The sequence below is a fragment of the Thalassotalea loyana genome (genome assembly GCF_030161435.1).
Lineage (GTDB): Bacteria > Pseudomonadota > Gammaproteobacteria > Enterobacterales > Alteromonadaceae > Thalassotalea_G > Thalassotalea_G loyana.
This window is the reverse complement of sequence record NZ_BSSV01000001.1, coordinates 826,904-846,974: the sequence shown is the minus strand read 5'-3', so window position 1 is coordinate 846,974 and position 20,071 is coordinate 826,904. Positions and strand designations below refer to the sequence as shown.

20 protein-coding genes are annotated in these 20,071 nt (G+C 40.3%); 15 read left to right on the top strand and 5 right to left on the bottom strand.

What is annotated here, in order from left to right:
* Nucleotides 1-231: 231 nt before the first annotated feature.
* Complete coding sequence (gene maoP, locus QQK05_RS03610) at nt 232-603, top strand: DUF413 domain-containing protein (protein ID WP_284296064.1); 372 nt, start codon at nt 232-234, stop codon at nt 601-603.
* Here the strand turns inward: maoP and QQK05_RS03605 are convergent, their stop codons facing one another.
* The gene (locus QQK05_RS03605) at nt 604-837 is read right to left on the bottom strand and encodes a DUF3820 family protein (RefSeq protein WP_284296063.1); all 234 of its coding nucleotides are present in this window, start codon (nt 835-837) and stop codon (nt 604-606) included.
* A 139-nt stretch (nt 838-976) separates the two neighbouring features.
* Between QQK05_RS03605 and QQK05_RS03600 the strand changes: the two genes are divergently transcribed.
* Together QQK05_RS03600 and msrA are read left to right on the top strand one after the other, a co-directional pair.
* Nucleotides 977-2,089 carry a DUF3083 family protein gene (locus QQK05_RS03600; RefSeq protein ID WP_284296061.1) on the top strand — a complete coding sequence of 371 codons (1,113 nt, stop codon included), beginning with the start codon at nt 977-979 and terminating at the stop codon, nt 2,087-2,089.
* Between the two features lie 122 nt (nt 2,090-2,211).
* Complete coding sequence (msrA, locus tag QQK05_RS03595) at nt 2,212-2,748, top strand: peptide-methionine (S)-S-oxide reductase MsrA (RefSeq protein ID WP_284296058.1); 537 nt, start codon at nt 2,212-2,214, stop codon at nt 2,746-2,748.
* 23 nt (nt 2,749-2,771) lie between these two features.
* On the opposite strand, the gene QQK05_RS03590 is transcribed toward msrA, so the two are convergent.
* The gene (locus QQK05_RS03590; RefSeq protein ID WP_284296057.1) at nt 2,772-4,907 is read right to left on the bottom strand and encodes a GNAT family N-acetyltransferase; all 2,136 of its coding nucleotides are present in this window, start codon (nt 4,905-4,907) and stop codon (nt 2,772-2,774) included.
* A 204-nt stretch (nt 4,908-5,111) separates the two neighbouring features.
* Here QQK05_RS03590 and napE point away from each other — a divergent pair, with 204 nt between their 5' ends.
* The 11 genes from napE to QQK05_RS03535 all read left to right on the top strand — a co-directional run bounded on the left by napE (nt 5,112) and on the right by QQK05_RS03535 (nt 14,744).
* On the top strand, nt 5,112-5,276 hold the full coding sequence (gene napE, locus QQK05_RS03585) for a periplasmic nitrate reductase, NapE protein (protein WP_284296056.1): 165 nt from the start codon (nt 5,112-5,114) through the stop codon (nt 5,274-5,276).
* Between the two features lie 15 nt (nt 5,277-5,291).
* Entirely contained in the window at nt 5,292-5,804 is a 513-nt protein-coding gene (gene napF / locus QQK05_RS03580) for a ferredoxin-type protein NapF (protein WP_284296055.1), read from the top strand.
* Entirely contained in the window at nt 5,797-6,057 is a 261-nt protein-coding gene (locus QQK05_RS03575; protein ID WP_284296054.1) for a chaperone NapD, read from the top strand. Before napF ends, QQK05_RS03575 begins: the two co-directional genes overlap by 8 nt.
* 18 nt (nt 6,058-6,075) lie before the next feature.
* Nucleotides 6,076-8,571, top strand: a complete 2,496-nt coding sequence (napA, locus tag QQK05_RS03570) for a nitrate reductase catalytic subunit NapA (protein ID WP_284296053.1) — start codon at nt 6,076-6,078, stop codon at nt 8,569-8,571.
* Nucleotides 8,572-8,581: 10 nt separating this feature from the next.
* Nucleotides 8,582-9,046, top strand: coding sequence for a nitrate reductase cytochrome c-type subunit (locus tag QQK05_RS03565; protein ID WP_284296052.1), 465 nt, complete (start codon nt 8,582-8,584; stop codon nt 9,044-9,046).
* 9 nt (nt 9,047-9,055) lie between these two features.
* Nucleotides 9,056-9,649 carry a cytochrome c3 family protein gene (locus tag QQK05_RS03560; protein WP_193023535.1) on the top strand — a complete coding sequence of 198 codons (594 nt, stop codon included), beginning with the start codon at nt 9,056-9,058 and terminating at the stop codon, nt 9,647-9,649.
* A 177-nt stretch (nt 9,650-9,826) separates the two neighbouring features.
* Nucleotides 9,827-10,006: a PA3496 family putative envelope integrity protein gene (locus QQK05_RS03555; RefSeq protein ID WP_284296051.1), complete on the top strand. Its 180-nt coding sequence runs from the start codon at nt 9,827-9,829 to the stop codon at nt 10,004-10,006.
* A 79-nt stretch (nt 10,007-10,085) separates the two neighbouring features.
* The gene (locus QQK05_RS03550; protein ID WP_284296050.1) at nt 10,086-11,387 is read left to right on the top strand and encodes an amidohydrolase; all 1,302 of its coding nucleotides are present in this window, start codon (nt 10,086-10,088) and stop codon (nt 11,385-11,387) included.
* A 64-nt stretch (nt 11,388-11,451) separates the two neighbouring features.
* Nucleotides 11,452-12,105 (top strand): pyridoxamine 5'-phosphate oxidase, encoded by a 654-nt coding sequence (gene pdxH / locus QQK05_RS03545; protein ID WP_284296049.1) that lies wholly within the window; start codon nt 11,452-11,454, stop codon nt 12,103-12,105.
* A 156-nt stretch (nt 12,106-12,261) separates the two neighbouring features.
* A complete protein-coding gene (locus QQK05_RS03540; RefSeq protein ID WP_284296047.1) occupies nt 12,262-13,737 on the top strand; it encodes a hypothetical protein in 1,476 nt (491 codons plus the stop codon).
* Nucleotides 13,728-14,744 carry a M14 family metallopeptidase gene (locus QQK05_RS03535; RefSeq protein ID WP_284296046.1) on the top strand — a complete coding sequence of 339 codons (1,017 nt, stop codon included), beginning with the start codon at nt 13,728-13,730 and terminating at the stop codon, nt 14,742-14,744. The genes QQK05_RS03540 and QQK05_RS03535 overlap by 10 nt, the downstream gene beginning before the upstream one ends.
* A 9-nt stretch (nt 14,745-14,753) precedes the next feature.
* Here the strand turns inward: QQK05_RS03535 and QQK05_RS03530 are convergent, their stop codons facing one another.
* Both QQK05_RS03530 and mutS read right to left on the bottom strand, forming a co-directional pair.
* Nucleotides 14,754-15,671: a hypothetical protein gene (locus tag QQK05_RS03530; protein WP_284296045.1), complete on the bottom strand. Its 918-nt coding sequence runs from the start codon at nt 15,669-15,671 to the stop codon at nt 14,754-14,756.
* A 60-nt stretch (nt 15,672-15,731) separates the two neighbouring features.
* On the bottom strand, nt 15,732-18,305 hold the full coding sequence (mutS, locus tag QQK05_RS03525; protein WP_284296044.1) for a DNA mismatch repair protein MutS: 2,574 nt from the start codon (nt 18,303-18,305) through the stop codon (nt 15,732-15,734).
* 287 nt (nt 18,306-18,592) lie between these two features.
* Between mutS and recA the strand changes: the two genes are divergently transcribed.
* Nucleotides 18,593-19,615 carry a recombinase RecA gene (recA, locus tag QQK05_RS03520; RefSeq protein ID WP_284296042.1) on the top strand — a complete coding sequence of 341 codons (1,023 nt, stop codon included), beginning with the start codon at nt 18,593-18,595 and terminating at the stop codon, nt 19,613-19,615.
* 66 nt (nt 19,616-19,681) lie between these two features.
* Here the strand turns inward: recA and QQK05_RS03515 are convergent, their stop codons facing one another.
* Nucleotides 19,682-20,005, bottom strand: coding sequence for a hypothetical protein (locus QQK05_RS03515; RefSeq protein ID WP_284296041.1), 324 nt, complete (start codon nt 20,003-20,005; stop codon nt 19,682-19,684).
* Between the last annotated feature and the right edge of the window lie 66 nt (nt 20,006-20,071).

The following is a 20,071-nucleotide window of genomic DNA, read 5'->3' as shown; positions in this document are numbered from 1 at the left end:
AAAATGTAATTTTAATTTAAGAAGATTTTTTGCCAGATTAAATCAAACACTTAGCATTAGGTTACAAATTCTGGCTTAATTTTCGCTTCTGTTTTTTCCCGTAATTAACTTATTACGTCGTGAGATAACTCGACATAAAACTGTCATAAAATTTTTGTTGATCGATAAGAAAACTTGCGTTAAAAATTGCGCTAAATAATTTTGATTTTTTTGTTTTTGCGGTGAGTCATTATGAGCACACAAAAGAGTTTAAATGAAAGTTTTTTATCAAACCGTCGTTTTTATGACGACAAAAACTACCCTCGTGGAATGAGTCGAAGTGGTGACTATTCCATCTCAGAAGTTCAAATACTTGAAACGCATGGCATTGCATTGCGTGATATCGCAAATGGTACACGAGCACCAATAACTGACGATGAACAACGATTTAAAGGTGTTTGCGACGGCCTTTATGGTGCTGAATCGAAAATTGAAAAAGCCTGGCTAAAATACCAAAACAAAGTGCTAACACCGAAGCAATTTCACACCTTGTTTGGTACAAGAAAGGTTGATGACGATAATGAGGCACCAACAGCTGACATTGAAGATTTAGAAGTAGGATAGTTAGTCTAAGAGTGGCTCAAGCATCTTCTCTAAACCATTGAGTTTGATTTCATACATTAGCGCTAACTGTTGGCCCAATTTTCCATCCGGGAAACCTTTAGCGTTAAACCAAACGAGATATGGCTCTGGCAAATGCAACAGTTTACTGCCAGCATATTTACCAAAAGGCATTTTGGTGTTTACGGTTTGTTTCAAAAACGCTTGCCCTTGGGCGTCGTTTAACAGCTCATCCATCAGAATATTTTACTTAATGACTTTGCTTGTCATTGTCATAAAAAATTCATTAACTTACTAGCTAAATCGGCATTAGCTGACACTTTTTTGTCATCTTTGAAAACTATAGTAGCGCCAATCAACTGACATGGAGGACAATATGTCAATTATCAGAAAGCGTAGCGCTGCAAATAAAGCCTTTATTACAGGTAGTATTCGAGATAACCAGTACATTCTGGCTGAATTCAACTTAGATGATGATTTGATTGAAACCCTGTCATCAAACCAATCGCTAGATTTGTCGACAAACTTTAATGGACTATATCAATATTTATCCCAAGCATTTTTTGATCTTTGCTCACATTACGAAATCACAAATGGACAATTTATTGCCAATGATAAATTAGTGCGCGTTCGTTTTAGCGAAGAAATGCATCAATGGCAAACAAATCAACAAATACTGTTTTATTACAACCCACAGTATCACTCGCTACAAAAAGCATTTTACGATCCGAATATCAAAGCTAAGAAAGTAAGTTTATTGTTGCTGAGTACTGGCCAAGATATTCGCCTGAATGCAGCAAGTTTCCACGCTAAAGCGAATCAACTGTTAGCAGATTACTGTGAAAAGATATCGCTGCCTAAGCAGGTACTTCGTTTGAGAGATCATCAACACCTTACCTATGACCTTTTCGCTAAACACAAAGGTTATGAGCAAACACAAGTACATAAGCTAAGAACAATTCGAAACAGGTATTTGGCACAAAACGTCCAATTACCAGAAGAGATCTCTGCAATGACTTACGCCGTAGTAAATATTCCTATAACCCAAGATTTGCTTGCAACAATGGATATTGACCACCAGGCGGCAGACCCTTATAACCCGTTATATAGTGAAATAACGAAAGCATTATCAAAGTCGAGCTTACAGTTTAATTTGAATAATGGTGCCTTAGTTGCCAATGGCCTTGTCCCTATTGTTAGATATTCACCATCGCATACGATTTCGCGTCAGGGCGAATTACAAATGCTTGGTTACAATCCAGCAGACAAACCTTGTGGAATGATGAGTTGGTGGAATGCAAGTGAGTTAGTTGACCAGTTTCAACTAGTATTCGTAGCAAGTGAAGAAAATCGCACAGAGTTAGGTTACGGTCGTTTTTTAAATCAAATAAATTCAGCCGTTAATACCATGCTTGGCGAATTAAACCTAACCCCTAGCAAAGATGCAGTGATGGTAAGATTCCATCAACATGTTGCGTATAATATGTAGCTACGCAAATATGCCAAGCCTGTGGTATAAAAAATAATTCTAACTTGTTACAAATAAACTATAGACGTCTAAACGTCTATAGTTTATCTTTAGCGACAATTGAAATATTTTTGTTTAGGTAAATGACAATGGCACAACAAATTACATTAGCTGGTGGCTGTTTTTGGTGTATTGAAGCCGCGTATCTTAGTGTTAGTGGTATTATCAATGCTGAGTCAGGCTACAGTAATGGCACAACGACAAACCCGAGCTACAAAGAAGTATGTAGCGGCAATACAGGTCACGCTGAAGTTGTTAGACTTACATTCGATTCTGACGTTATTTCAACACAAGAAGTGTTAGAAATTTTCTTCGCATTACACGATCCAACACAACTAAACCGTCAAGGAAATGATGTTGGCACACAATACCGAAGTGCAGTTTTCTACCATAATGACGAACAGAAAGCGTTAGCTGAACAATTAATTAGTGAAATTGAAGCGGATGAGATTTGGCAAGGTAATGTGGTCACTGAAGTGGAAGCTGCTCAAACATTTTATCCTGCAGAGCAAGAGCACAAAGATTACTTTAACAACAACCCTGAAAATCAATACTGCCAAATGGTAGTGTCACCTAAGCTGGCAAAATTCAAGAAAACTTTTGCGAGTAAATTAAAGTAACAACGCAACCTGGACAAGGCTATCTAAGCTAAGCAGTAGCCTTGTTCAATCATTTCTGCGCATGCTTTTTGGCAATACTGATTAAACGCCTTTTTGCCCGTTAAGCTATACGCGTTACATATCTCTTGCACACTTGGTTGTTCAAATACGTATTGCGCTAACGCTGGAAAGCGCGTTTCCTTTCCGTGCTTTCTCATGTCAATCAATACACGTTTGATGCTCGGTAAACAATTAAGTAGTAACCGCTTTCCATAGGCAAAATCAGCGAGTGATTGTAAATCATAGGCGGTAATTTCATTATCTTGGTTTGAAGGAACATGATAACTTAATTGTTCTACAATTTTCGTGTCTAAGTCTTGCCATACATGCGGCAATAATGTCTGAAAACCACGATAAAACTCTTGTTCTGCACGTTGGTTAAGCACACCAGCGGCCTTAGTTAATGGTTTTATAAATAAACCCGAGAACTCTGCACTCGCATGATCTTTTTTCATGCCAAGACGAATCAAATTAAATTGATTATTATGCCAAAAATTAAGCAAACTTGGATTCACGCCAAAACTAGTCGACAACGCATCTATCGAAAGTGTTTTGGCATACGACTCAATTTCCGACATCAACTGACTACCGAGTTGATGCCCCTGTAGATCTGGATGAATGGCAATACGCATGACACGATAAAATGATAATGACACGGCGTCATTAAACCCTAAATGTTGAACTACAGATTGCGCGGTAAAATGATCACGAACCCGTCGATTACCTGCAATAACACCTTCTCGAACGTACTCAGGAATCGCTAACTCACGAACCATCAGCGCAACACCAACCAAGGTTTCGTCTATCATCATGCCATGTATATCTAACAGTTCATGATCTAATAACAACTTAAAATCAGAGGTAGAGGTTTGGTAGTGTGCACTTACCAACAAGGCAAAAACTTCGCGTAGTAGTTGATGATTGTTTAATAATACGTCTTTATCTAATTTGATAACTTGAGTGGATTTGTTATCAGCCATCAATGTGCGTGCATTACTGATTTCTGCATTTAATAACAGTGTATCAAACGTGAATTGTTCAAGCGGGCATTCTTGAGACCAACGAATTGGCTCATTCATATGAAACTGTTCAAAGACCAATCCCGTTGTTTTTTGCCGCTGAGCCAAATGATTCAAAAATTTATAGACAAACCCACGCCCTGCCCCTTCATATCCATGCACCGTTGTAGCGAATACGGTTTTTTCATACTGAGCAACAAAACGCTCTAGTATTGGTACTGGAATGCCTGAGGCTTCATCAATTAACAGAAGATCAGCTTGTGGTGTATTTAGCGCAATATCATCAATTGCATGAAAACTTACGCGACTTAAGAGTGTTTCATACAATGCTGTCTCGGGGATTAAAATCCGTAGTGTCTGAGCAAACTGTTGAAAGAATATAGCGACACTCGTCTTTTTTGGCGCAGTGATCACCACGCGTTTCGATTGACTTTCATTCACTAAAAATGATGCAGTGAAAATTGCCAAGGCACTCGACTTTCCTCTCCCTCTATCTGCGGTGAGAACAATCGTCGATGGCTCAATATTATCGAGATGATGCTGAAGTAATAAAGACACAGCCTGATCTTGTTCATGCGTCAGACATAGTGCGTTGTGCTTTGAATGCTTATTCTCACTGCCTTTTCCGAAATTTCCATTACCGTAGGCATCACGGCTCTTAGCTAAGAGTTCACCAACCATGTTGTGAGCCATTGATTGCTCAATAACAAGATGAAATTCTGATTGTCGACATTGTTCAAGGAAGTAGTTTGCGAATCGGCTCGTTTGAAGATTTTTCGGACAAAGCGCCAGAAAACAAATGCCTCCAGCCTTTAATACGCCGGCTAACAAGGCAAACGGTGTTGGCTCGAATGCGTCAGTATAAATAGCGACAAAATCTGCCTCAGTCCCTAAATATTGATGAAGGTTCCGCTTTGATACTTCGCCTTGGACTTTATCACTATCACTATAGGTCAGGCATTGTTCAAAATCGTTAGTTAATTGACCAATTTGCTGCTGCGCCCATTGGCTCTCACCAAGGTAAACAATTAACTGTCGAACCCTATAATTTTTAAGGAACTCCAAATGCTCTTGAAGTAAAGATTTGAGTGCTTGATTCACAGTGTAGCAAGTACAGAAAAATAATGATTAGTCTAACAGCCATAAGACAAAATCTAAACTACACTTGATCTAGAACATGAAATATTCAAATTGTAATCGAGTAGTAAAAGTATCAATTGAAAATGTACTAGCTACAGATTATGGTTATTTTGTGTGCAACAATTGGCACATGCAATGAACAATAAATAAAAAAAGAGAGTTGTTATGAACACATCAGTTGAAGATGACGCAGTAACAAAACGTAAAGAAAGAAATATGTTTATTTTTCTTACTGTTTTCTTAGCGCCTATTCTCTCCGTAATTATTGTTGGGGCACTTGGCTTCACTATATGGATTAGTCAAATTTTAACAGGCCCTCCTACAAGTTAAGGATGATCAGAAAAAATGACTGAGACGATTGATGTTGCCCGCCGACGTTTTTTTACTGCCAGCGTAAAACAAGTGGATCCAACCACGTTAAGGCTACCGTGGTCAAAAAGTGAAGATAATTTCACACAGAACTGTACGCAATGCCAAAAGTGCTTGCCTGCCTGTGAAACCAATATCATTAAACGTGACCGCCAAGGGTTTCCTTATGTTGACTTCTCTCAAGACGAATGCACGTTTTGCCAAAAATGTGTCGATGTCTGTGAAGTTGACATGTTTGATGATCCAAGCACAACCAAAGCTTGGCATGCCGAAGTGCTCATTAGTGATAAATGTTTAGCAAAAAACAATATTTATTGCCAAAGCTGTCGTGATGTTTGCGATGCACGTGTCATCAATTTCCCTTTAGCACTTAATCAAACGCCTCAACCCGAAATTATTCAGCAAGATTGCACTGCTTGTGGCGCATGTGTTTCCACCTGTCCACAAGATGCAATGACCCTATCATTAGTAGAGAGTAGTTATGAGTGATGTTGAATACCATGTCGCCAGCTTCGTCGCACACGTGTTACCCGAGAATGTCGATGAACTAAGCGAAGTAATAAATTTGCAGCAAGGTGGTCAGGTCCATGCTGTGAGCGAAGATGGAAAGATTGTCTTCACGATTGAAGCCAGTTCCCATAAAGCAGTAGACCATCTTCTAACACCCATTCGATTGCACAGCACGGTAATGTCATTGTCGCCTGTGTACCATCAATTTTTAAATGAACAACAAGCTTCATAATAAGGACAAGGTGAAACCATGACAATTAATCGCCGAGAGTTTATAAAAGCTAATGCTGTAGCTGCAGCTGCGGCCGTAGCAGGTGTTTCAGTACCTGCGGCTGCTTCAAATCTGATCACCAGCAGTGATATCACTAAGTTAAAATGGGACAAAGCAGCCTGCCGCTTCTGTGGTACAGGTTGTAGTGTGAACGTTGGGGTAATGGATGGCAAAGTCGTTGCTACCCATGGTGATATCAAGTCGCCTGTAAATAAAGGCTTGAACTGTGTTAAAGGCTATTTCTTATCGAAAATAATGTACGGTAAAGACCGCCTGACGTCACCTTTACTGCGCATGAAAAATGGCAAGTACGACAAAGATGGTGACTTTACACCAATCTCCTGGGATCAAGCTTTCGACATCATGGAAGAGAAAGCAAAGAAAACATTAAAAGACGTGGGCCCAACAGGTGTTGGCATGTTTGGCTCAGGTCAATGGACAGTCATGGAAGGTTACGCGGCATCTAAGCTCTATAAAGCAGGCTTTAGAAGTAACAACATCGATCCTAACGCTCGTCATTGTATGGCATCAGCCGTTGGTGGCTTTATGCGTACGTTTGGCATCGACGAACCTATGGGTTGTTACGATGATATGGAACATACCGATGCGTGTGTTTTATGGGGCTCAAACATGGCGGAGATGCACCCAATTTTATGGACACGTATCACTGACCGTCGTTTAAGTGCACCACATGTAAAAGTGGCAGTACTGTCTACTTATGAACACCGCAGCTATGAACTTGCTGATAACGGTATGATTTTTGTGCCACAAACCGACTTAGCGATATTAAACTTTATTGCAAACTATATTATTCAAACTGACCGTGTTAACAAAGACTTCGTAAACAAACATACGAACTTTAGACTAGGTAATACCGATATCGGTTATGGACTTCGTCCAGATCACCCGCTCGAGAAAAAAGCGAAAAATGCGAAAAAAGCAGGTGGTTCTAAAGCGATTGATTTTGAAGAATACGCAGAATTTGTTAGCACTTACACATTAGAATACACGTCCAAATTATCAGGTGTACCAGAGAAAAACCTAAAAGAATTAGCTGAGCTTTATGCTGACCCTAACACTAAGGTTTGTTCATTCTGGACAATGGGCTTTAACCAGCATACTCGTGGTGTTTGGGCAAATAACCTAGTGTACAACATTCACTTACTTACCGGTAAAATCTCAACACCGGGCAACAGTCCATTCTCATTAACTGGCCAACCGTCAGCATGTGGTACGGCGCGTGAAGTTGGTACGTTCTCACACCGTTTACCAGCAGATATGGTGGTTGCAAATCCGAAACATCGTAAACTTTCGGAGAAAAAATGGAAGATTCCAGAAGGCATCATTCCACCAAAACCTGGCTACCATGCCGTTTTGCAAAACCGCATGTTAAAAGATGGCAAGTTAAACTTTTATTGGGTTCAATGTAATAACAACATGCAAGCGGCAGCGAACATGCTTGAAGAAGGCCTGCCTGGTTATCGCAATCCGAAAAACTTTATTGTTGTATCTGATCCGTATCCTACCGTTACAGCACAAGCAGCTGACTTGATACTGCCAACGGCTATGTGGGTAGAAAAAGAAGGCGCATACGGTAACGCAGAACGTAGAACGCAAACTTGGTATCAAATGGTTGAGGCACCTAAAGGCGCTAAATCAGATATGTGGCAAACGGTAGAGTTTTCAAAACGATTTACCACAGATGAAACCTGGCCAAAAGAAATCTTAGATAAAAATCCTAGCTACAAAGGAAAAACACTATTTGACGTGTTGTTTGCTAATGGCCAAGTTAACAAATTCTCATTAGATGAGATCCCTGAAGACCGTTTAAATGATGAGTCGCGTCATTTTGGTTTCTACATCCAAAAAGGTTTATTCGAAGAATACGCAACCTTTGGTCGTGGCAAAGCACATGATTTAGCACCATATGACACCTACCATCAAGTACGCGGTTTACGTTGGCCAGTAGTCGACGGAAAAGAGACAAGATGGCGATTCAATGAAGATCATGACCCGTATGTGACTAAAGGCAAAGGTATTGAGTTCTATGGTAAGCCTGATGGCCGAGCAATTATCTTTGCATTGCCATACGAGCCACCTGCGGAGTCTCCAGATAGTGAGTACGATCTATGGTTATCAACCGGACGTGTACTTGAGCATTGGCACTCGGGTTCGATGACACAACGCGTGCCGGAGCTATATAAAGCAATGCCTGATGCCGTACTTTATATGCACCCAGACGATGCTCAAGGCAGAGGCTTACGTCGTGGCGATCTGGTCAAAATAGTGTCTCGCCGTGGTGAGGTAGAAACACGTGTTGAAACCCGTGGACGCAACAAACCGCCGAAAGGTTTAGTGTTTATGCCATGGTTTGATGCAAGTCGATTAGTCAATAAAGTCACACTTGATGCGACGGATCCATTGTCTAAAGAAACCGACTTCAAAAAATGTGCTGTCAAAGTAGTTAAAGCGTAAGGAGATGATGATGAGAACTTTAATCAAAGGGCTTTTAATAGCAAGTATCGCATTTTCTGGCATCGCAATTTCTAATGAGAAGCAAGAGATATCTACGCTGCGTGATGAAACAAAACTGAGCGAACAGAAAACACCTAATAAGATGTTTAAAGTCAATAACTCAGACATCAAGCAGCCGCGAAATTATCCAATGCAGCCACCTTTAATTCCTCACACAATAAGGAATTATGAGGTAAATCTTAATACCAATAAGTGTATGGCGTGTCACAGCCGCACACGCACAGGTGACTCACAAGCGCCTATGGTGAGTGTGACCCACTTTATGGATAGAGATGGTAACTTTTTAGCGGAAATTTCACCTCGACGCTATTTCTGTAGTCAGTGCCATGTTACTCAGCAAGATGCTAAACCATTGGTTGAGAATACGTTTGTCGATATGCACCAGCTAATGAAAGCTAAATCGGATCCTAAGTAAGGAGCAGCCATGAAACTAATGAAAAAACTGAAAGAGTTTTGGCATACGCTCTCAACACCAAGTAAGTATTACAGCTTAGGCTTCTTAACTTTCGGTGGTTTTATTGCCGGTATTATTTTCTGGGGTGCATTTAACACCTCTTTAGAGCTAACGAATACAGAGGAGTTCTGTATTAGTTGCCATGAAATGGAAAGTAATGTTTATGCTGAGTTAAAGCCAACAATCCACTTTACTAACCGTTCCGGTGTAAGAGCAACATGTCCAGATTGCCATGTACCTCACAAGTGGACCAATAAAATAGCTCGTAAGATGCAAGCTTCAAAAGAAGTTTGGGGTAAAATTTTTGGCACGATAAACACACGTGAAAAGTTTTTAGCCAAACGAAGAGAACTCGCTGAACACGAGTGGGCTAGACTTAAAGCCAATGACTCACTGGAGTGTCGTAACTGTCATAACTTTGATTATATGGACTTTACTGCACAAAGTAATCGAGCAGCCGAAATGCACTCGACTTCGCTAGCAAGTGGTGAGAAAACCTGTATTGATTGCCATAAAGGTATTGCACACCAACTTCCAGATATGAAAGGTGTTGAAGGTTGGTAATGGCTACCCACCGCTAACACAATTAAATCTAGACAAAAAGCCGGATAATCAGATTGATTATCCGGCTTTTTACTATTGAATTGTTAACAATTACATAAAAATACAAATAAATATTTAACACTTCAGCAATTTTTGTCTATTTTCAAGTTATGGGGATTTGTTTTTTGAAGGTGAATGATGAATAACCAAGAACTTGATAATTTAAATGGCTCTGAAGAATTTAATGAACAAGACAAGCGATTTCAGCAAGATGAGCAAGACAAAAGAAACTCTATTGCACGAAAACGTATTGATGATTTATTAGAACAGAAACGGTTAAAATCGTTACTCGATGACACCGATGACTGGGATGTGTAATTTATCGCATTTTATTAGCCATTACATGTCAATTTCAGTAAGGTAATGTCATAACTTAATAATAATGATGGCATTACCGATGAAAAAATCTTTAATAGCTAGCCTCGTGTTAGCAAGTACCTCGTTTACACTTCCTGTTTTTGCTGACACGCAAAAAGTTGCCGACATTGCGAATCGAATTGAAGGCGATGTAATCAAGTGGCGTCGCCATTTTCATCAAAACCCTGAGCTATCAAATAGAGAGTTTGAAACGGCAAAAACAATCGCAAAGTTTTTAGAAGATCTTGATCTTGAGGTAACAACTGGTATTGCGAAAACAGGTGTTGTTGGGTTGCTCGACACTGGAAAACCGGGACCAACGATTGCTCTAAGAGCCGATATTGACGGATTACCTGTAACAGAAAACACAGGATTACCATTTGCCTCTAAAGCAATGGGAGAACTTGATGGTAATCAAGTAGGTGTAATGCACGCCTGTGGCCACGATACACATATTGCGATGTTAATGGGCGCAGCAACCATTTTGACGGAAATGAAAAGCGAGTTAAACGGCAAGATTAAATTCATTTTCCAGCCTGCAGAAGAAGGTGCGCCAGCAGGTGAAGTTGGTGGTGCCGAGATCATGGTAAAAGAAGGTGTACTCAAGAATCCTGACGTTGACGTGATATTTGGGTTACATATTTCGTCGGATAAAGATGTTGGCACTGTTCATTACAAAGAAGGTGGCATTATGGCTGCCGTAGACCCGTTCAAGATTGTAGTGAACGGAAAGCAATCTCATGGTGCCTACCCTTGGTTGAGTGCCGACCCTATCGTGACTTCCGCTCAAATTATTATGGGTTTGCAAACCATCGTAAGCCGAGAAGTAGAGTTAATTGATAGTGCAGCGGTCGTAAGCGTTGGTAAAATTACTGGCGGTAACCGTTCAAATATTATCCCAAATCAAGTTGAAATGATTGGTACGATTCGCAGTCTTAGTCCTGATACTCGTGAACATATTCATGAAGCGGTTCACAGAAAGGTTAACTCGATCGCTAAAAGCATGAATGCGACGGCTGAAGTAACCTTGCCACTCGATTATCAATATCCAATAACTTATAACGACCCTGCTCTGATGCGTGAAATGCTACCGGTATTGAAAACCACCGCAGGCGAAGATAACGTGAAGTTGACGAAAGCGGTAACCGGTGCGGAAGATTTCTCATTCTTCCAAGAGGAAGTGCCTGGATTATATTTATTTGTTGGTGGAAAAAGCAGAGACATTCCTGCTAGCGAAGCACCAGGGCACCACACGCCTGAATTCAAAATTGACGAGAGCGGTATGGCACTTGGCGTTAAGCTCTTAAGCAATTTAACGATAGATTATATGAAAAATCATTGATCTAGTTAATTCTATAATCGGTATTAGGTGTTAAAATATTATTTTTAACACCTTTTTTATTGCTATGACTTTTTTAGAAAAACTTCGTTGCCTTTTTACCTTCGGCCAAGGTGTTGCATTGCCAATGCCTGAGCTTGATGAAGATACCACGCCACTTGAACTGTTTACTAAATGGTTTAATGAAGCCAATCAGTCAGGGGTGTTGCTCCCTGAAGCAATGTCTATTAGCACTTGTGGCGCTGATGGCCAACCAAGATCACGTATGGTGTTGTTGAAAGAATTCGACGAACAAGGTTTTGTTTTTTACACCAATTATAGTAGCGATAAGCATCAGCAATTGACCGAAAATGCCAAAATATCAATCCTATTTCACTGGGGTGTTTTACAACGTCAAATAAGAATTGAAGGCAGTATTGAGCACACCTCTAAATCCCAGTCTGAAAAATATTTTCATTCTCGCGATCGCGGCAGTCAGATTGGTGCTTGGGCATCACATCAAAGCCAGGTGATGACGAGTGATGATGAGCTCAAAGAAAATGTAAAACACTTTACCGAAAAATTTAAAGGGAAAGACGTTCCTTTACCTGATTTTTGGGGAGGGATTCGTGTTATTCCTCACTATTTCGAATTTTGGCAAGGTCGAGCATCTCGCTTACATGACAGGCTTTGTTTTGATTTAAAAAACAATGAGACGAAAATCTTCAAGCGTCACCCTTAACAACTTTTCCTTTATCAAACACCAAACCATTAAAGCCTAGCCACCAAACTAGGCTTTTTTCTGTTTTGAAGTACCTGTTTGTTTTTTGACCCACATCAAGTAGAGATCAACCAGCTTATGCCAGTATAAATTTAAGGGATAAGATAAGGTGGCATTATGGGTCAAAACATTGAGCAAGTTAGTTTTAATGATGAGCAGTTTAAAACCTTTAAACATATCATTCGTGAACAACTTGATACCTTAAAAGAGATTGTGCAACGACCAAGTTTTGGTCAGGGAAAACTCATGTTCGGTGCCGAGCTTGAGATGTACTTGATTGATCATAATGGTGACATCAGTTTAGCTAATCAAAAACTACTCAACGCTCTTGATGATAAGCAATATCAGCCGGAATTAAATCAATACAACCTCGAACTTAATCTATCACCTGTAACGCTTGCTGGTTCGCCGTTCTCTGCGTTGCAGCAACAGATGAAAAATAAAACCGATGAGTTAGAGCGAGTTGCAGAGCAACTTGAGATTAATGTACTGCCTATTGGCATTTTGCCAACCTTAAAAAAAGCACATTTAAATGCCGACTTTATGACGGATATACCGAGGTATCATTGCTTAGCAAACCATCTTTATCAAGCACGAGGAGATGCCTTTCAAATTAATATTAATGGTGACGAATCATTATCTTTAAACTTAGATGATATTAGTGCAGAGGGCGCTAACACGTCTTTTCAAGTGCACTTAATGATACCGCCAGAGAATTTCACTGCCGTTTACAATGCAGCTCAGCTTACACTCCCCTTGGTCACTGCAATAAGTGCAAACTCCTCGATTTTTCTTGGTAAAAAGTTATGGGATGAAACCCGCATAGCGTTGTTCAAGCAATCAATTGATGTGCGGCGACCAAATGATACCCCTTGGCAAGAGCAGCCAAGAGTAAATTTTGGCTTTGGTTGGTTACATGGTTGCGCATGGCAATTATTCTCCCAAGCTGTTTGCTTGTTTGAACCCGTAATACCTGCAATTTCAAATGATAACGCGCCAACTGCACTACCTGCGTTAAAAGAGCTCTCTTTGCACTTAGGGACAACATGGCCATGGCACCGCCCGGTATACAGTAACGAAGGCAATGGGCACATTCGACTCGAATTCAGAGCTATTCCAGCAGGCCCTACTAGCGTAGATATGGTTGCCAACGCAGCATTTGCAATCGGGCTAGCAACTGGAATCGCAAAAAAAGTAGAGGCCTATACGAGTGTTTTGCCATTTCAATATGCCGAGTACAACTTCTATCGCGCAGCTCAGTCGGGATTAGACGCAAAAATCTTATGGCCGCTCAAACATAAATACCAAGTTGGTGAAGTGCAAATAACCGATGTTATTGAAAAGCTGCTGCCTATTGCCAAAGCAGGCCTTCTCTCACTTTCCATTGACGAGCAAGATGCCAATAAGTACTTAAATGTTATTTCACAGCGATTAACGGCAAATATCACTGGCGCAACGTGGCAAAAGCAAACATTTTCACATTTATTAAAAAGCTGTGATCGAGATCAAGCCTGTCATCAGTTGACCCTATTATATTTAAAAAACTGCAGAACCTGTTTACCGGTAAGTCAATGGGAACAAATATGGCGATAGATTTTTCAGACATTTGCTATCTCAAAAACCCCGATAGCATCACCCTAAAAGCAGACTATACTCAATTCTTGCTATCATTGTGCGGCCCTACAGTCATAGATATTACTCATGAGGATAGCGAACAGTGGTATGTGATAACGACCTTATTGCACGGCAATGAACCGTCAGGTTTTATTGCTCTACATCAATGGTTAATTCAGGAAGAGCGACCGCAAAATGTTAATTTGAGGTTTATCATTTGTTCTGTTGAAGCCGCTCAATATCAGCCTATTTTCAGTCAACGTTTTTTACCAGGCGGTGAAGATATCAATCGTTGCTTCAATTCAGAAAAACAGACGAACTACAACCAAAGAGCTCACTTGATCGAAGATGCAATAAAAGAAGTCTCCCCTGTACTCGTCGTGGACATGCATAACACCTCAGGCAGCAGCCCTGCATTTTGTGTAAGTGCACATATGAACAAGCAGCACCTTAAGCTCGCTAGCTTTTTTTGTGACAACTTAATTCTTTCCCATATTTCTCTTGGTGCATTGATGGAAATAACGATTGATTGCCCAGTGATAACCCTAGAATGCGGAGGCTGCACCGATATTCAAGCAAATAAAGTTGCTTATGAAGCCATCACTACATTGGCACTTGGTGTTGACATAAACAACTCCCACAAACAAACGATCAAGGTGATTCATCACCCCATGCGTTTGGTATTAGCAGAAGATATTGATGTGAGCTTTTCACTTGAGGATCAAGGTGAAGATGGCGTCACCATCATAGAAAACATCGAACAATTTAACTATGGTCTATGTCACGCTGGACAAATTCTTGGTTGGTCAGATAACGAAGGTTTATCTAACCTTAAATTACTCGATGAGTATAAGAATAACGTGATTGATGACTACTTCTACTTTGAGGATAACAGACTCATTGCAGCGTGTGATTTTCAAATATTTATGGCAACCAAGCAGCGTTACATCGCACAAAGTGATTGTCTGTTTTACATCACTGCCTGACACGCTACTTTAATAATGTAAGTACTTAAATGCGGCTTTTTTTAGCCGCGCGTCTACCAAGTGCTCAAAGGCTTTTATCTTAGGCTCCAATAAAAAGACCTGTTTAAGAGAGCCTGATACATCTGCTCCTGTTTTTTGTTCTAATTCACTGGCACTATCGTTAGTCATTGTCATCGAAATAAGCATCGTATTTTCATTCAAAAGGTTGCTTGTCGATAGGTGAATTTTTTCAATAAAGCCCTCACTGTCAGCTATCAACGTGTAGGAATTATGGAGCTCAAGGTTCTCCAGCTGATATCCTAAGTCGCTCTTATACCAGAGTAATATTCTTAATTGTTCTTTAAAGATTAATGGCTCATCACGAATAGCAATACTCACGTCGCGTAAACGTTCATTGAGCAAAGGAATATGCGAACTTAAGTCAGCGTTATTCATATCACTAGCACCAAGCGCGTTGTTATAGTATTTATTCGCAATAATCGCCGTCTTTATCTCGTCACGTTCATTATACAAGGCTTGGAGTTTTTGTTGGTGAGCGTACTTTAAACTGGCAATTTCTTTGCGATTTAACTCAAGTTTAGCTCGCACTTTATTTTCAAGTTTCTTGGCTAGTACGCTTCCCTCACGCTTATCTTTATTGATTTTAAATGACATTAAACGTGAACTAACTTGAATATAATCACCTGGATTAACCCAAATTTTTTCGACCTTGATGTGTCCGTCTTCATTGGCCTGACTCTTAGAATCTTTGGCCAACCATTGGTGGATATCCGCTTTGATAACAGCGACGAGAAACATCACGAGGACAATGGCAACAAGTGCTAAAACAACTAATAAAGACTTAACGTGCTTTGGGCTGATTACACAAAGCACACTTGATGCAGGATGAGGCTGAACGCCAAACACTCCTTTGTTTGTATATGACATATCAAATTCCTTTTTGACTTAATCATCAGAGGTATAGTTTATATATGATAAATCTGCAAATTATAATGTCTCTTTTAATTCATAAAGAATGTCTAACGCTTGTTTGGGTGTTACGTTATTCACATCAATTTGCGCTAACTTCTGAATCGCAACATGCGGTTCGTCGATTAATGGCAATTGTACTTGTGATGACTTCTCTAAATGACCTTCAGCATGAATACGGTGCTGCTCTGTTTCGAGCTCAGCTAATTTTTGCTTCGCACGTGAAACAGCCGCTTTGGGTACCCCAGCTAACTGAGCTACCTGCAAACCAAAACTTTTACTCGCGGCGCCTTCTTGAATGGCATGCATGAAGATAATGTTGTCGCCATGTTCAACAGCGTCTAAATGTACATTGCTTAACGTTGGTATTTGCTCGGATAGCAGTGTTAACTCAAAATAATGGGTAGCAAACAAAGTAAATGCTTTCAGTTTTAGCGCAAGCATTTCGGCACATGCCCAGGCAAGTGACAAGCCATCATAGGTACTCGTGCCACGGCCAATTTCATCCAAAAGAACAAGGCTTTTCTCTGTAGCATTATGCAGTATATTGGCGGTTTCAGTCATTTCCACCATAAACGTAGAGCGACCACTCGCCAAATCATCTGAAGCGCCAATACGGGTGAATATACGATCAACTAATCCAATTTTTGCAGACTGTGCAGGCACATAAGCACCTATATGAGCCATCAGCACAATGAGTGCGGTCTGACGCATGTAAGTAGATTTACCGCCCATATTAGGACCAGTTATCACTAACATTTTTCGTTGTTCATTCAATAAAACTGGATTTGCAATAAACGGTTCACTCGTCATTTGCTCAACCACAGGGTGACGACCGCCCTCAATTGCAATACCTGGTTCTACACTTAGCACTGGTTTAACGTAATTTAATCGCTCAGCTGTTTGAGCAAAGGTGTTTAAGACATCTAATTCCGCTAAATTACTAGCAAGTGACTGCAAGCGCTCCAAATCAGGAAGAATCAGATCAAACAGCTCATCATACAGTTTCTTTTCCAGTGCTAAGAATCGACTTTGAGCAGTTAACACCTTCTCTTCATGCTGCTTGAGCTCATCGGTAATAAAACGTTCGTTGTTTTTAAGTGTTTGTCGACGAATATAATGATCAGGTACTTCATTAGAAGCCGCACGACTGATTTCAATATAAAAGCCGTGTACTTTGTTGTAGCCAACTTTCAATGTTGAAATTCCGGTTGCTTCTCGTTCACGAACCTCTAACTGCTCTAAATAGTCGCTTGCCCCTTGGCTTAAGTTTCTCAACTCATCAAGTTCATCATTATAGCCTTCAGCAATCACCCCGCCGTCTCGGATCAATACCGGCGGGTTATCGACGATCGCTTTTTCAAGCAAGGCTTGCAATACAGGTTGAGGCGCAACATTCGCTGAAATCGCTTTCAAATGTGTTGCGCTAACATCGGCTAAATCTTCTGCAATGTCAGGTAAATTTGTTAACGCATTGCGTAAACGAGCGAAATCTCTTGGCCTAGCAGAACGCATAGCGATTCGAGACACGATACGTTCAATGTCGCCAATCGGCTTCAATGAACTGATAAGCACTTCACCTAACTCTAAATCTAGAATATTACTAACCGCATCTTGACGAGCAGTAAGTACCTGTAAATCTCGTAAAGGAAAATGTATCCAACGTTTAAGAAGACGAGAACCCATAGGTGTAACGCTGGTATCAAGGATTGAAGCTAGTGTGTTTTCCAAGCCACCTTGAAGGTTTTGCGTTAGCTCTAGATTTCTTCGAGTAGCAGCATCGAGCACAACACCTGTCGTTGCAGACTCGGCAATAATAGAGCGAATATGCGGTAGTGCAGTGCGTTGCGTATCTTTTACGTATTGAAATAAACAGCCCGCGGCACAAATAGCATAGTGTTTATCACTAATACCAAAACCGGATAAGTCTTTAGTCCCAAATTGCTTAGTTAAAATAGATTGAGCCGTGTCAAAGTCATACTCCCAATCAGGGCGTTTACGTATGCCTTTGTATGATTGAATTAAACCATACTCGGTAAACGATTCAGGATACAATAATTCGGCTGGCGACAAGCGCTGTAATTCCGCCTGTAATTGCTCTAGTGATGTAGGTTCAGTAACAACAAATCTGCCTGAACTAATGTCTAAATAAGCAATGCCATATGACGATTTGTGCTCAAAGACAGAGACTAATAGGTTGTCTTGCCTGTCAGTCAACAAGGCTTCATCACTCACAGTCCCCGGAGTTACCACTTTTACAACTTTGCGCTCAACCGGCCCCTTACTCGTTGCAGGGTCGCCTACTTGCTCACAAATTGCCACTGACTCACCTAACTGAACAAGTCTAGCCAAATAATTCTCTACTGCGTGGTATGGTACGCCAGCCATTGGAATTGCATTGCCACCTGACTTTCCTCGAGCTGTTAAAGGGATATCAAGCAAATCCGCTGCGCGTTTTGCATCATCAAAAAACAATTCGTAAAAATCTCCCATTCGATAGAACAATAAAATATTAGGAAACTCGGCTTTTATCGTTAAATATTGACGCATCATCGGAGTATGCGAAGAAAAGTCGGATGGGCTTAGTGTCATTTTTTAGCGCTATTTTTGTTGTAAAAATTCAATTGGAATAATTATGCCATAAGCAAAGAAAATAAGTCCGCGAAATTCGCCAAATACTGTTTATTTTTAGTTTGTTTAAAATACCAACAGACGATTGTGGCGTCATGCTAGCGCTCCACAACAAAAACAAAACATTATAAAACAATAAGTTAACTGCATTTATCAATATTTTTTATGAAAAACGATTGATACTGTAAAACTATACAGTATACTAATTTCAATTTTACAAATATCGAATATTAAGTGGAGCCATTAGAATGGACCAAAATAAAGAAAAAGCATTATCTGCTGCGCTAAGCCAAATCGAACGTCAGTTTGGTAAAGGCTCAATCATGAAACTTGGTGAAAACCGTAGCATGGACGTTGAGACTATTTCTACCGGTTCACTCGGTTTAGATATTGCGCTTGGCGCAGGCGGTTTACCAATGGGCCGTGTTGTTGAAATTTATGGTCCTGAATCTAGTGGTAAAACAACCTTAACACTTGAAGTTATTGCTGAAGCACAAAAGAACGGAAAGACTTGTGCATTCGTTGATGCGGAGCACGCTCTTGATCCTATCTACGCTGAAAAGCTAGGTGTAAATATTAACGAACTACTTGTATCTCAACCAGATACAGGTGAGCAAGCACTAGAAATTTGTGACATGTTAACCCGCTCAGGTGCTGTCGACGTTATTGTTGTTGACTCTGTTGCTGCATTAACACCAAAAGCTGAAATTGAAGGTGAAATGGGTGACTCACATATGGGTCTGCAAGCACGTATGCTTTCTCAAGCAATGCGTAAATTAACAGCAAACCTAAAGCAATCAAACACTATGATGATCTTCATCAACCAAATTCGTATGAAAATTGGTGTGATGTTTGGTAACCCTGAGACAACAACTGGTGGTAACGCATTAAAGTTCTATGCTTCTGTACGTTTAGACATTCGTCGTATTGGCGCAGTTAAGAATGGTGACGAAATCGTTGGTAACGAAACGCGAGTGAAAGTAGTTAAAAACAAAATTGCACCTCCATTTAAGCAAGTTGAATTCCAAATCCTTTACGGTGAAGGCATCAACAACTTTGGTGAGCTAATTGACCTTGGCGTACAAAACAAGATGATTGAAAAAGCAGGTGCATGGTACAGCTACCAAGGCGACAAGATTGGTCAAGGTAAAGCGAAAGCTGTTGAGTTCCTAAAAGAGAACCCGGCTATCACGAATGAAATTGACACGCGCTTACGTGAGATGTTCTTAACAAAAGCAGCACCGCAAGAAGAAGTTGAAGAAGAAGCTTAATAATCGCGGAAGATAAATAGCAAAAAGCCCCATCAACAGATGGGGCTTTTTTTTAAACCACACAGATTAACTCGCCTTTTTTGTACCTACCTTTACCTGTTCCTCGTGTTTCATTTCTCTTAACACTGGCGAACCGTCTTTCATTCGGTGATAAGTCACACTATCAATGCCTAACTTCTGGCAGAACTTTAAAAAAGCGTTAACATCGTCTTTTGAAAACTTTTCTTCATCCTTTGTCATCAAGCCATCAATATACATTTGGTCGCCATTAATATTACAGTTTGCTACAGCTGAATATGGTTGACCAAACTCATCCACTTTAATTGCTTTGACCATTTTTATTTCAAAAAACCAATCATCTATTTTTATATAACGTGCGTTATCTAACATCTAAACAAAACCTAACAGGAGAAAAACAGACCTTCAATAACTCTTAACTAAAACGCCTAGAACCAT